This window comes from Herbiconiux solani NBRC 106740 (genome assembly GCF_001571005.1).
In the GTDB taxonomy this organism is placed as follows: Bacteria; Actinomycetota; Actinomycetes; order Actinomycetales; family Microbacteriaceae; genus Herbiconiux; species Herbiconiux solani.
The window spans coordinates 430,614-443,288 of record NZ_BCST01000003.1 but is presented as its reverse complement, the minus strand read 5'-3'; the positions used below and the strand labels follow the sequence as shown (position 1 = coordinate 443,288).

Below are 12,675 nucleotides of genomic sequence, written 5' to 3'. Positions count from 1 at the left end.
CTCCGACGACCAGGCGGCCACCCCCGCCCACCTCGACGCCTGACCCCCCACCCCCGCCCAACCGAACCGTCACAAACCGCCCCAAACGGAGCCCGGAAGGGCGGCTGAGTCGGACTGACGGTCCGTCGTTCGCCGCCACCTCCGTCGTTCCGAAGAAACGAAGCTGCCCGACCCCCGACTATCCCGCGCGAACCGTCAAAATTCGCCCCAAACTGGGGCCGGAAGGGCGTTTTGTGACGGGTGGATGCGGGGCGGGGCGGGTCAGGCGGGGGCGACCTCGGCGAGGGTGGGCGGGTTGGCACCGGCACGAGAGACCGTGACCGCGGCGCAACGCACCGAGAAGGCGCCGAGGCGGTCGAGGCCGGCCGCATCGAACGCCGTGCCCGAGCGGAGCGCATCCACGAAGGCCCCACCACCCGAGGCGCCGCCGCGTGACGCGTCCCAGGTCGAGGTCGAGGTCGAGGCGTCGGCCGGAGCGCCGCCGCCTGATGCGTCCCAGGTCGAGGTCGAGGCTTCGGCCGGAGCGCCGCCACGTGATGGGTCGTCGGCCGAGGTGGCGCCCGGCGTCGACGCGCTGGCGTCGAGCAGGGCCGCCAGCGAGAAGATCAGGGCGCTCATGAACGAGTCGCCGGCGCCGATCGTGTCTGCCACCTCGACCCGCACGCCCGGCACCGCGACGCGGTCGCGCGCCGTAGCAAGGATCGCTCCGTCCCCGCCCCGCGTCACCGCGACCAGCGCCGGCCCGAGAGCCAGGATGCGGTCGAGCGCCTCATCGACGGACGCATTCGGGAACAACCATTCCGCATCCTCGTCGCTCAGCTTCAGCACGTCGGTGAGCGCCGCGATCGCGGTGAACCGCTCGAACGCCGAGGCGTGGTCGGTGATGATCGAGGGCCGCATGTTGGGGTCGAAGGTGACCAGCGGCGGATGCTCGGAGCCGGCGAGTGCGGACAACAGCTCGACGATCGCCGCCCCGCCCGGCTCGAGGAACGCCGCGATCGACCCGGTGTGCACGATGGCCGGCTCGAGCTCCTCGGCGAGTTCGATCGACCCGATCGGGAGCGACCAGCGCAGGTCGAAGACGTAGTCGGCCGAGCCGTCCGCACGCAGTCGCGCGGTCGCGGTCGACGTGGGTTCGGTGCGGTTCGACGCGGGGAGCACGGCGACGCCCGCCGCATCGAGGTGCTCGGTGATCGCGGTGCCGCGCGCATCCGGACCGATCGCGGTCAGCAGCTCGACCGGGCGGCCCAGGCGGGCCAGGCCGTAGGCGATGTTGAGGGGCGAGCCGCCGACGTGCTCGGTCGACGTCGAAGGGGAGGACGCAGTCGACGTCGAAGTCGAAGTCGAGGTGGAGGCCGCGTTCGAACCAGAAGCCGAGGCATCCCCTTCGACGACGTCGACGAGCGACTCACCGATCACCAGGATGCGCGTGCCCGCGTTCTGCTCCGCCACGCCCCGAGTCTCCGCCACGCCCCGAGTCTATGACGTGCCGCTCGGATGGCACGGCCGGCGGCGGGCGGCGACGTAGCCTTGTGCGGTGCTGGATGACCCCTTCGACCGCTACGGATCCGACGTTCTCGCCGACTACAACCGCCGCGCGAAGCCGGTCGAGCTGCCACGTGTGGAGGCCGAGTTCGACCTCGTGGTCGAGGAGGTGGCGAGTGACTTCTGCGGCAGCGTCGTGAGTGTCGAAGGGCGGATGGTCGAGCTCGAGGATCGGCACGGCAAGCGCCGGGTGTTCCCGCTGGATGCGGGCTTCCTGCTCGAGGGCCGGGCCGTGCAGCTCGTGCCGCCGCGGGCAGGCGGGGCCGGGGGTCCGGGTGCCGCTGCTGGCCCGAAGCGCACCGCCTCGGGCTCGATCGCCGCGCCGCTCGAACGCGCGCGGGTCGCCCGGCCGAGCCGCATCTACGTCGAGGGCCGGCACGACGCCGAGCTGGTCGAGAAGGTCTGGGGCGACGACCTCCGCGGCGAGGGCGTCGTGGTGGAGTACCTCGAGGGCGTCGACGACCTGGATGCGATCGTGCGCGAGTTCGCCCCCACCAGGTCGCGTCGCGTCGGCGTGCTCGTCGACCACCTCGTGCCGGGCTCGAAGGAGAGCCGGATCGCCGAGGCCGTGGCGCGCGGGCCGTTCGGGGCCAACGTGCTCGTGGTCGGGCATCCGTATGTCGACATCTGGCAGTCGGTGACGCCCAAGGCGCTCGGGATCCGGGCCTGGCCCACCGTGCCGCGGTCGATCGAGTGGAAGCACGGCATCTGCGAGGCCTTCGGCTGGCCGCACGACTCGCAGGCCGACATCGCGCGGGCCTGGAAGCGCATCCTGTCGCGGGTGCACACGTACACCGACCTCGAGCCGGTGCTGCTCGGCCGGGTCGAGCAGCTCATCGACTTCGTCACCGAGCCCGAGTAGCCCGCCGCCCCGCCACCCGTCACAAACCGCCCCAGGGCCGCGCACGCCACGCCGCCACCCGTCACAAACCGCCCCAAAACCATGCCAGAAGGGCGTTTTTCGACGGTTCGCCGGGGCGGGGGTGGGGTTAGGGGGCTGGGGGGTGGAGGTTGAGGGACCCACCCATCCCACCCGTCACAAACCGCCGAAGGCCGCGCACGCCACCCCGCCACCCGTCACAAACCGCCCCAAAACCACGCCGGAAGGGCGTTTTGTGACGGTTCGCGGAGACGGGGTTGGGGCGGCGGCGACGGGTCAGTCGTCGCCGAGGAGGATGGCGGCCGCCGCGATCATCTCGAGCATGCGCTCGCGCATGTGCCCGATGTGCTTCTTGACCGCCGGCTCGATCGCCGCGTAGTCGCCGGCGACCATGGCCTCGTAGAGCTCCTGGTACTCCTCGGCGCACGAGAGCAGCCGGCTCTGCAGGCTCGCGGCCCGCAGCCAGAACCGCTGGATGCGCCGACGCGTCTCGCGCACGGTCTCGGCGACGAGCACGTTGCCGGCCAGCGCGTTCGAGGTGCGGTGGAACAGCTGATCCGCCAGCGCCCACCCCGCCCGGTCGTCGTTCGCGGCGGCCGAGAACATGTCGTCTACGTAGCCCTTGAGGCGCGCGGCCTCCTCGTCGGTGAGAGTGGATGCGGCCTTGCGACAGATGTACGTGTCGAGCAGCTCGAGCAGATCACAGGCGTCGTTGACCTCGGTCGCCGTCAGCTGCGAGACCGTGAAGCGCGCGTTGTCGGTGCGCTTGACCAGGCCCTCTTTCTCGAGCCGCTGCAGCGCCTCGCGCACCGGCGTGCGGCTGATGCCGAGCTGCGTGGCGAGCCGGTTCTCCGACAGCGGCGACCCCGACCGCAACCGGAACCCGGTGATCTCGGCGAGCAGCCACTCGTATGCGTTGTCGACCCGCGAGCCCGCTTCGGAAACCGCCATCATCACCTGCCTTCACGGCGATTCTACCGGCCGTTCGCGGCGGCATGCCCTGGCGCATCCGTCTCTGCATTCACTCACAGATACGGCGAGCGAGGGTGGGGTGAAGAGCGGATGCACGACCCGGCTCGCGGGTCGCGCAGCCGCTCAGCGGGACGCGAGCTCGGTCAGCACCGCCTCGAGCTGCTCGACGGCCCAGTCGAGGTCGGACTGCTCGACCACGATCGGCGGGGCGAGGCGGATAGTGGAGCCGTGCGTGTCCTTCGCCAGCACCCCGCGCGCCATCAGCAGCTCGCAGACCTCGCGGCCGGAGGCGAGCTCGGGGTCGATGTCGATCCCGGCCCAGAGCCCGGCGCCCCGCACCGTGACCACGCCGTGGCCCACGAGTGCGCCGAGACGCGACTGCAGGTGCTCGCCGAGGCGGGCCGCGCGCTCCTGGTACTCGCCGGTCGCGAGCATCCTGACCACCGCGGTTCCGACGGCCGCCGCGAGCGGGTTGCCGCCGAAGGTCGAGCCGTGCTGGCCGGGACGCAGCACGCCGAGCACGTCGCTGTTCGCCACGACCGCCGACACCGGCACTATGCCGCCGCCGAGGGCCTTGCCGAGCAGGTAGACATCCGGGACCACGCCGACCAGGTCGCACGCGAAGGTCGCTCCGGTGCGGCCGAGCCCCGACTGGATCTCGTCGGCGATGAACAGCACCTCGTTCGCCGTGCACAGCTCGCGCACCCGCGGGAGGTAGTCGGCGGGCGGCACGATGATGCCGGCCTCGCCCTGGATCGGCTCGAGCAGCACGGCCACCACGTTCGGCGTCTCGGCGAGGACGCGGGCCAGAGCATCCGCATCCCCGTAGGGCACGCGCACGAAGCCGGGCGTGAACGGGCCGAAGTCATCGCGGGCGTCGGCGTCGTCGGAGAAGCTGATGATCGTCGTGGTGCGGCCGTGGAAGTTGCCGTCGGCGACCACGATGACCGCGCGATCCTCCTCGACGCCCTTCACCCGGTAGCCCCAGGCGCGGGCCACCTTGATGCCGGACTCGACGGCCTCGGCGCCCGTGTTCATCGGCAGCACCATGTCTTTGCCGGCGAGTGCGGCGAGCTCCTCGACGAAGGGGCCGAGGGCGGCCGCGTGGAAGGCGCGGCTGGTGAGGGTGATGCGGTCGAGCTGCTCGCGGGCCGCGGCGAGGAGCACCGGATGCGAGTGACCGAAGTTCACGGCCGAGTAGGCGGCGAGGCAGTCGAGGTAGCGGCGGCCGTCGACATCCGTGACCCACGCGCCCTCACCGCTCTCGACCACGACGGGGAGGGGGTGGTAGTTGTGGGCGGCGTGCTCGTCGACCTGGTGGATGAGGTGGGCCGCGCGGGCGGAAGGGACGGCCGTCGTCGGGGTGGCCGAGGTGGTCGCGGCGGCCGAGGTCGGGGTGCCGGTGCTGCCGGTCGCGGCGCTCATGCGCGGAGCTCCAGCGTGCAGCACTTCACTCCGCCGCCGCCGAGCAGGAGCTCGGAGAGGTCGACGCCGATCGGGTTGTAGCCGCGGTCGCGGAGCTGCTGCTCGAAGCCGGTCGCGCGAGCGGCGATCACGACGTTGTAGCCGTCGGAGATCGAGTTGAGGCCGAGGATCGACCCGTCCTCCTCGCTGACGATGATCGCATCCGGGTACAGGCGCTCGAGCGTCGCGCGGCTCTCGGCGTCGAAGGCGCTCGGGAGGTAGGCGATGTTCGCGGTGACGTCGTCGGTCAGCGGATCGAGCACCGAGATCGCGGTGTCGAGGTGGTAGAAGCTCGGGTTGACCAGGGTGAGCGTGACGACCTCGCGGCCGAAGAGCGCGGCGATCTCGGCGTGGCTGCCCGAGTCGCTGCGGAAGCCGGTGCCGGCCAGGATGCGCGAGCCCACGAGCAGGAAGTCGCCCTCGCCCTCGTTGACGTTCTTCGGGTCGACGACCTGGTAGTTGTGCTCGCCGAACCACTCCATGAACGCCGGCCCCTCGGGCTGACGCTGCGGGTGGGTGAACTTCGCGCCGTAGGCGACGCCGTCGATCACGAAGCCGCCGTTCGCGGTGTAGACCATGTCGGGTAGGCCGTCGATCTGGTCGATCAGCTCGATCTCGTGGCCGAGCGAGCGGTAGATGTCGTACAGGGTCTGCCACTGCTGCACCGCGACCGAGGTGTCGGTGGGGATGGCCGGGTCCATCCAGGGGTTGATCCGGTAGGTGACCGTGAAGTGGTCGGGGCGGCACATCAGGTAGTGCCGGGGGGATGCGGTGCGGGCTTCGCCTGTGGCGGGCCGGCTCTGAGCGGCCTGGTCCAGGCTGGCCTGGCTCTGAGCGTCCTGGCTCTGGCTGTCCTGATCGAGAATCGGGGTCGACATACGGGCTCCTTGCAGCAACGTGTTGCACGAGGCGGATGGCGGACCAGCGCGCTGTCCTGGGGCCCCGAGCGGGGCACGCCGCGTTCAGTGTCGCACGCGCTTTCCGCGGTTTGATGCTACGAGTGTCTCGAATCGTGCAATGTTCACCGGGCGACGCAAGAAACAGGCGTAGCATCGCGGGATGGACGCCCTGGACCACCGCATCATCGACCTCCTCAAGATCAACTCGCGAAGCGGGTACGGGGACATCGGACAGGTCGTCGGCCTCTCCGCGTCGGCGGTCAAACGGCGCATCGACCGACTGATCGCCGACAACGTGATCACCGGTTTCACGATCCAGCTGAACCCCGCTCTCGACGGAACCGTCACCGAGGCCTACGTCGAACTCTTCTGCCGCGGCACCGTCGCCCCGGCCGAGCTGAAGCGCATCCTGGCGGGTGTGCCCGAGGTCGTCGACGCCGGAACCGTCACGGGCAGCGCCGACGCCATCGTCCACATCCGCTCGCGTGACATCCCGAGCCTCGAGGATGCGCTCGAGCGCGTCCGCATCGCCCCGAACGTCGATCACACGCGCAGCGCGATCGTGCTCTCGAACCTCATCCGCCGATGATCGCCGCTGCTGCCGGTGAGGGGTTTTCCGGAGGCATCGGACTGCGGGTGGATGAACGTGGGGGCGCCGCGCCGTTCGAACAGGTGCGGGCCGGCATCCGGGATGCGATCGCCGACGGGCGACTCGCGGCCGGCGTGCGTCTGCCCACGGTCCGGGCGCTGGCTGCGGAACTCGGCCTCGCGGTGAACACCGTGGCGCGGGCGTACCGCGAACTCGAGACGGATGCGCTGATCGAGACCCGCGGACGCCTCGGCTCCTTCGTCTCCGCCACCGGAGACGCCGCACACCGCGAGCTCCAGACCGCGGCCCGTGCCTACGCCGACCGCGCGGCCTCCCTGGGCATCCCGCCCGCCGAGGCCCACGCCCTGGTGGCGGCAGCCCTGGGCACCCCGACCCCCTAGCCCGCTGCGTCGAGAGGTCACTTTCACGTCCAAATGGGCGGGTTTGGACGTAAAGGTGACTTCTCGGCGCGAGAACGCCTAGGGGCGGGGGGCGAAGAGGGGGTCGAGGAGGGTGCTCGGGTTGCCGAAGCGGTGGTTCGTGGCGCTGACGGACTGCTCGACGAGGAAGGGGAGCAGCTCGAGGCGGCCGGCCCGGGTGACGTCCCCGGCGAAGACCGCTAGGTCGGGCGAGCCGTCGAGGGCGTGAGCCAGGGCCACGGCGTCGCCACCGATCAAGCGGATGCGCGGCACCGACCCGCGGTACTCCGGCGCCTGGCCGAGCCAGGCCCGGTCGTTCTCGATCGTGACCCGCACGCCACGCTCCTTCAGCAGGGCTCGGAGCGGACGCGGCAGCTTCACCGCCGAACTGACCGACACCGTCGCGCGCGCCCGCGTCGCCGCGGCGAGCACCCGCACCAGTTCGTGCAGCGGCGCGCCCTCCGAGAGGCGGATGACGACCGGCACCGGCAGGTACCGCAACACGTTCCGCTCGACGGTCAGCCCCGACTCGTCGCTCGGCGCGAAGACGCTCTCCCACGCCGCCTGGTCGCTCTTCGCTCCCCGGCGGGCGATGTCGAAGTCGGACCAGGCGAGGCCGCCCGTCGCCGACTCGAGCAACTGCACCACGCGAGGGTCGAGCCCGGCCAGGCTCAGCCCGTCGCTCTCGGCGCCCGGGTCGTTTCGCCACGAACCGAGGTGCACGAGGTAGTTCGGGCCGCCCGCCTTGGCTCCGGCGCCGACGGACGACTTCTTCCATCCCCCGAACGGCTGGCGACGCACGATGGCGCCGGTGATCCCGCGGTTGATGTACGCGTTTCCCGCCTGCACGGTGGCGAGCCACTGCTCGATCTCGAGGGCATCGAGCGAGTGGATGCCCGCGGTCAGCCCGTACGGCACCGCGTTCTGCAACTCGACCGCCGCCTCGAGGGTCGGGGCGTGCATGATGCCGAGCACCGGCCCGAAGTACTCGGTGAGGTGGAAGGGCGAGCTGGGCAGCACGCCCTCGCGCACTCCGGGCGACCAGAGCCGACCGGAGTCGTCGAGCTTCCGCGGCTGGACCAGCCAGCGCTCACCCGGCCCGAGCTTCGTCAGGGCGTCCGCGAGCTTGCCGGACGCCGGTTCGATCAGCGGTCCCATCTGCACGGACGGGTCGGAGGGGTAGCCGACGCGGAGGGAGGTCACCGCATCCACCAGCTGCCGGGTGAACCGCTTCGACGAGGCGACCGAGCCGACGAGGATGACCAGGCTCGCGGCCGAGCACTTCTGCCCGGCGTGCCCGAAGGCGCTCTTCACGATGTCGGAGACCGCGAGGTCGAGGTCGGCGCTCGGCGTGACCACGATCGCGTTCTTGCCGCTCGTCTCCGCGAGCAGCGGCAGCTCGGGCCGCCACGAACGGAAGAGCGCAGCGGTCTCGTAGGCGCCGGTGAGGATGAGCCGGTCGACCCGCGGGTCGGACATCAGGCTGCGCCCCAGGTCTTCCTCGTCGACGTCGACCAGGGTCAGGACGTCGGTCGGGATGCCGGACTCCCAGAGGGCCTCGACCAGGACGGCCGCCGAACGACGGGCCTGCGGTGCGGGCTTGATGATCACGGCACTGCCCGCGGCGAGCGCCGCCAGCATCGATCCGGCGGGGATCGCGACCGGGAAGTTCCACGGCGGTGCGACCACCGTGAGCGTCGAGGGCTCGAAGACCGCTCCGTCGACGGCGTCGAGCTCGACCGCGGTGTGGGCGTAGTACCGCGCGAAATCGATGGCCTCGGAGACCTCCGGGTCGGCCTGGTCGATCGTCTTGCCCGTCTCGGCGGCCATGACCTCGATCAGGCGGTCGCGATTGGCCTCGAGCGCGTAGCCCGCACGACGCACGTACCCCGCGCGTTCGGTCGCCGGACGCGCGCCCCACGCGGTGCCCGCGATGACCGCGCGCTGGAGGATCAGCTCGAGCTGATCCTCATCGTCCACCGTCGCCGCATCGATCGTGTCGGCACCGAGGGTCGAGTCCGCCACCCGGCTCAGGATGCGCGCACCCCACGCACGGTTCGCCGCGAGCGACGGATCGGTGTCGGCCGCGTTCTGGAACGCCGCCGTCGCGGGCTCGATGTCACCGAGCATCCGATTCTGCCGCCGGTTCGGAACCGGCACGCCGACCCCGGAGTCGCCGTCGCGAGCCGCCTCGGCACCATCAGCCCCGTCACCGACTTCGTCGACAGCGCCGCGGTCGCGCTCCGCCTCGGCCGGAACAGCCGGGTCAGATGCGCTCTCATCCAGCTCGCCATCGGCCGACTCCGGGACAGTAAGCTCATCCTCGGCCGGCCCATCCAGCTCGCCATTCTCCGTCTCGGCTCCCTCGGCCTCGGTCGCGACCTCGGCCGGATCGATGGATTCAACCGACTCGCCCTCGAGCGACCAGGTCGTCGTGGCCGCGTCCGAATCGCGCGCAGCCGAAGCCGATTCCGCACCAGAGCCATCCGCACCCGCACCCGCACCCGCACCCGCACCCGCACCCGGCACCGGCAGGGCTTCGAGCGACGCAAGGAAGCGGTCGCGCTCCTTCTCGAAGGCCGATCGGTCGGACGCCAGGTCGAAGACCGACGACATGAAGTTCGCGTCGCTCGAGTTCTCCTCGAGGCGCCGCACGAGGTAGCCGATGGCCACATCGAACTCGGCCGGCGCCACGACCGGCGTGTACAGCAGCAGCTGACCCACCGTCTTGCGAACCGCCTCGGCCTGGGCCGTCGCCATTCCGAGCAGCATCTCGAAGTCGACGCCCGTGGCGACACCACGCTTGCCGGCCAAGATCCACGCCCAGGCGACGTCGAACAGATTGTGGCCGGCGACCCCGATGTGCACCGCGTCGATGTGCTCGGGACGCAGAGCCCAGTCGAGCACCCGCTTGTAGTTCGTGTCGGTCTCCTGCTTCGAGCCGTAGGTCGCGAGCGGCCAGTCGTGCAGCTCGGCGTCGACGTGCTCCATGGCGAGGTTGGCGCCCTTGACGATGCGCACCTTGATCGGCGCCCCTCCCCGCGACCGCCGCTCGGCCGCCCAGGCGTGCAGGCGCTGGAGCGCCGAGAGCGCGTCGGGCAGGTAGGCCTGCAGCACGATGCCCGCCTCGACGTCGAGGAAGTCGGGCTCGTCGAGCACGCGCTGGAAGACGGCGATCGTGAGATCGAGGTCGCGGTACTCCTCCATGTCGAGGTTCACGAACTTACGGGCGACCGCGGCCGGCGAGGCGCCGTCGGCCGGGCCCACCAGACCCTTCTTCGCGGCGAGACGGTACAACGGGATGAGGCTCTGCGCGACGCGTTCGACCGTCTCATCGAAAGCCCACATCGACAGATCGCTCGCAACCGACGAGACCTTGACCGAGACGTAATCCACGTCGGGCCGTTGCAGCAGCTCCTTCGTTCCCTGTAAGCGCTTCGCGGCCTCGCGGTCTCCGAGCACCGCCTCACCGAGCAGGTTGATGTTCAAGCGCACGGTGCCGTCTCCGGACATCGCCCGCAGCTTCTCCACCGCGGGCCCGAAGCGCGAGGGCCGGGCGTCGACGATCAGGTGACCGACCATCGAGCGCAGCACCTTCCGCGCGATGGGCACCACCACTCCCGGGGCGACCTCGCCGAGCGCTCCGCCGGCGCGGATCGCCATCCGGAGGTAAGCCGGGAGGAAACGCGGGGTGCGCCGCGCGAGCACCTTCAGGTTCTCGGCCGCCACGCGCAGATCCTCCGGCCGCGCGACACCGTCGACGAAGCCGACCGTGAAGGCGAGCCCGTCCGGATCCTTCAGCACGCCCGCCAGCCGTGCCGCCGAGGGGTCGACGGGCGAGTCGGCGCTCTCGTCGAGCCAGCGCCGGGCGAGAGCGACGGCCTGGGGCCCGAGCTCGATCGACGAAGCGACATCCTCGACCACAGGCGAAGCCGCGTCGGTCGACTGCGCAGCCGCCTCGGTCGACGGCGCGGCCACCTCGAGCGACGACGACGACGCAGCATCCTCATTCGGCGACGAGGGAGTCGACGGAGGGGCCTGGGTGTCGTTCAACTCGGACATGCTCCGACAATAGGTCGAGAACCCGCCCGCGCCGCTCAGCACATGCAGGCTGAGGACAACTTCATTCCCATCCCACGCTGTGGAGAAGCGGATGCGCGCTAGCCATATGCCGAAGACGGAATGCAGGCGAGAACCCCGACTTCACTCCCATACGCTCGGCGCGGCCCCCCGGCTCGGCGGCAAAGCCACCTCGTCCCCCCACCCGGCCAGCCACGCAGGCATCCTTCCGTCGGAAGGCACCGCCCCCACCCCCGGCACGGCGAGGAGGTCCTCGATCGACACCGTCCCGCCCGACCGGCTGAGGAATCGCGCCCGCACATAGGCTCGCGCGACGATCTCACCGCCCACGACGAACCGCTGCTCGACGAACACCGCTTTCGCATCCACCCCGAGCACCCGCGTCTCGACGTCGAACTTCTGCCAGAGCTGCAGCGAGCGCCGGAAGCTGATCGTCTCCGACACCACCACCGGGTACCACCCGCGCGCGCTCAGCTCCTTCCACACCCCGCTCCGCACCATCAGGTCGAGCCGGGCGATGTCGAGGATCGACAGGTAGACCCCGTTGTTCATGTGCCGCAGCACGTCGAGATCGGTCGGCAGCACGCGGAATGTACGGATCCCGACATCCCACATCCCGAGCGGACGCCGGAAGCGCGCGAGCAGGGTGCCGACGACGGTTCTGAAGAAGAAATGCACAGCGCGATCGTAGGGTTCGCCACCGCGAACGGCCATACCGACTGTGCTTTCCTACAAGCGAGAGCACCCGCAAACATGCAAGCCACCGCGCACCACCGCAAACAACCGCGACAGCCCCGCCCCCAGCCCCCGCCGGTAAAATCGCCAAGTGCCCGTCCCGAAGATCATCCTCTACTACGTCTTCGCCCCGATCGCCGATCCCGAGGCCGTGCGGCTGTGGCAGCGCGATCTCTGCGAGGGGCTGGGACTGCGCGGCCGCATCCTGATCTCGCCGGACGGCATCAACGGCACCCTCGGCGGCGAGCTCGACGCCGTGAAACGCTACGTGCGCAAGACCCGCGAGTTCGGCCCGTTCGCCGGCCTCGACGTCAAGTGGAGCGAGGGCGCCGCGCTCGAGGGCGCCCCCGCCTCGAAGCACACGCCGTACCGCGCGAGCACCGACTTCCCGCGCCTGAGCGTCAAGGTCCGCGACGAGATCGTCAGCTTCGGCGCCCCCGGCGAGCTCGAGGTCGACGCCGACGGGGTGAAGGGCGGCGGCACCCGGCTCGCTCCCGCCGAACTGCACGAACTCGTCGACCGGGTCGAGGCCGCGGGCGAGGAGGTCGTCTTCTTCGACGGCCGCAACGCCTTCGAGGCCGGCATCGGCCGCTTCAAGGGCGCGGTGGTTCCGGATGTCGCGACCACCCGCGACTTCGTCGCCGAGCTCGACAGCGGCAAGTACGACCACCTGAAAGACAAGGACGTCGTCACCTACTGCACCGGCGGCATCCGCTGCGAGGTGCTCTCGTCGCTGATGACCGCCCGGGGTTTCGAGCGCGTCTACCAGCTCGAGGGCGGCATCGTCCGCTACGGCGAGACCTACGGCGACCGGGGCCTCTGGGAGGGGTCGCTCTACGTCTTCGACCGCCGCGGCTCGATCGCGTTCTCACCGGATGCCGCCGTGATCGGCGAGTGCGTCGGATGCGGCGGGCCCACCTCCCTCATGCAGAACTGCGCCGACCCCACCTGCCGCGCCCAGCTCATCGTCTGCGAAGCCTGCGCCGACCCCGACGGCACGAGCACCGGCACCGGCACCGGCACCGGCACCAACACCGACAGCACCAGCACCAAAGCCATCCGCTGCCCGGCCCACGCACCCCGCTAGGCTCG

10 protein-coding genes are annotated in these 12,675 nt (G+C 70.8%); 4 read left to right on the top strand and 6 right to left on the bottom strand.

What is annotated here, in order from left to right; genetic code table 11:
• Nucleotides 1–261: 261 nt before the first annotated feature.
• Entirely contained in the window at nt 262–1,470 is a 1,209-nt protein-coding gene (locus HSO01S_RS07695) for a PfkB family carbohydrate kinase (RefSeq protein WP_084361438.1), read from the bottom strand.
• Between the two features lie 67 nt (nt 1,471–1,537).
• On the opposite strand from HSO01S_RS07695, the gene HSO01S_RS07690 reads away from it, so the two are divergent.
• Entirely contained in the window at nt 1,538–2,407 is an 870-nt protein-coding gene (locus tag HSO01S_RS07690; protein ID WP_066040006.1) for a DUF3097 domain-containing protein, read from the top strand.
• A gap of 294 nt (nt 2,408–2,701) precedes the next feature.
• Here HSO01S_RS07690 and HSO01S_RS07685 read toward each other — a convergent pair whose 3' ends face one another.
• The 3 genes from HSO01S_RS07685 to ddaH form a co-directional block, all read right to left on the bottom strand.
• Entirely contained in the window at nt 2,702–3,376 is a 675-nt protein-coding gene (locus tag HSO01S_RS07685; RefSeq protein WP_169799959.1) for a GntR family transcriptional regulator, read from the bottom strand.
• Nucleotides 3,377–3,520: 144 nt separating this feature from the next.
• Nucleotides 3,521–4,822 carry an ornithine--oxo-acid transaminase gene (gene rocD, locus HSO01S_RS07680; RefSeq protein ID WP_084361437.1) on the bottom strand — a complete coding sequence of 434 codons (1,302 nt, stop codon included), beginning with the start codon at nt 4,820–4,822 and terminating at the stop codon, nt 3,521–3,523.
• Nucleotides 4,819–5,739, bottom strand: coding sequence for a dimethylargininase (gene ddaH, locus HSO01S_RS07675; protein WP_084361436.1), 921 nt, complete (start codon nt 5,737–5,739; stop codon nt 4,819–4,821). Before ddaH ends, rocD begins: the two co-directional genes overlap by 4 nt.
• 181 nt (nt 5,740–5,920) lie before the next feature.
• Between ddaH and HSO01S_RS07670 the strand changes: the two genes are divergently transcribed.
• Nucleotides 5,921–6,349 carry an Lrp/AsnC family transcriptional regulator gene (locus HSO01S_RS07670; RefSeq protein WP_066040002.1) on the top strand — a complete coding sequence of 143 codons (429 nt, stop codon included), beginning with the start codon at nt 5,921–5,923 and terminating at the stop codon, nt 6,347–6,349.
• Between the two features lie 47 nt (nt 6,350–6,396).
• Entirely contained in the window at nt 6,397–6,750 is a 354-nt protein-coding gene (locus HSO01S_RS07665; RefSeq protein WP_245635926.1) for a GntR family transcriptional regulator, read from the top strand.
• Nucleotides 6,751–6,828: 78 nt separating this feature from the next.
• Here HSO01S_RS07665 and HSO01S_RS07660 read toward each other — a convergent pair whose 3' ends face one another.
• Both HSO01S_RS07660 and HSO01S_RS07655 read right to left on the bottom strand, forming a co-directional pair.
• Entirely contained in the window at nt 6,829–10,830 is a 4,002-nt protein-coding gene (locus HSO01S_RS07660) for a proline dehydrogenase family protein (protein ID WP_084361435.1), read from the bottom strand.
• A 141-nt stretch (nt 10,831–10,971) separates the two neighbouring features.
• Nucleotides 10,972–11,562 (bottom strand): acyl-CoA thioesterase, encoded by a 591-nt coding sequence (locus tag HSO01S_RS07655; protein ID WP_174522971.1) that lies wholly within the window; start codon nt 11,560–11,562, stop codon nt 10,972–10,974.
• A gap of 112 nt (nt 11,563–11,674) precedes the next feature.
• Between HSO01S_RS07655 and trhO the strand changes: the two genes are divergently transcribed.
• Nucleotides 11,675–12,670, top strand: coding sequence for an oxygen-dependent tRNA uridine(34) hydroxylase TrhO (trhO, locus tag HSO01S_RS07650; protein ID WP_084361434.1), 996 nt, complete (start codon nt 11,675–11,677; stop codon nt 12,668–12,670).
• Nucleotides 12,671–12,675: the final 5 nt, after the last annotated feature.

Excerpts from the sequence above, each read along its gene's own strand:
- HSO01S_RS07685 (WP_169799959.1), bottom strand. The coding sequence starts at position 3,376 with ATGGCGGTTTCCGAAGCGGGCTCGCGGGTCGACAACGCATACGAGTGG.
- ddaH (WP_084361436.1), bottom strand. The coding sequence starts at position 5,739 with ATGTCGACCCCGATTCTCGATCAGGACAGCCAGAGCCAGGACGCTCAG.
- HSO01S_RS07655 (WP_174522971.1), bottom strand. The coding sequence starts at position 11,562 with ATGGCCGTTCGCGGTGGCGAACCCTACGATCGCGCTGTGCATTTCTTC.
- HSO01S_RS07670 (WP_066040002.1), top strand. The coding sequence starts at position 5,921 with ATGGACGCCCTGGACCACCGCATCATCGACCTCCTCAAGATCAACTCG.
- HSO01S_RS07660 (WP_084361435.1), bottom strand. The coding sequence starts at position 10,830 with ATGTCCGAGTTGAACGACACCCAGGCCCCTCCGTCGACTCCCTCGTCG.
- rocD (WP_084361437.1), bottom strand. The coding sequence starts at position 4,822 with ATGAGCGCCGCGACCGGCAGCACCGGCACCCCGACCTCGGCCGCCGCG.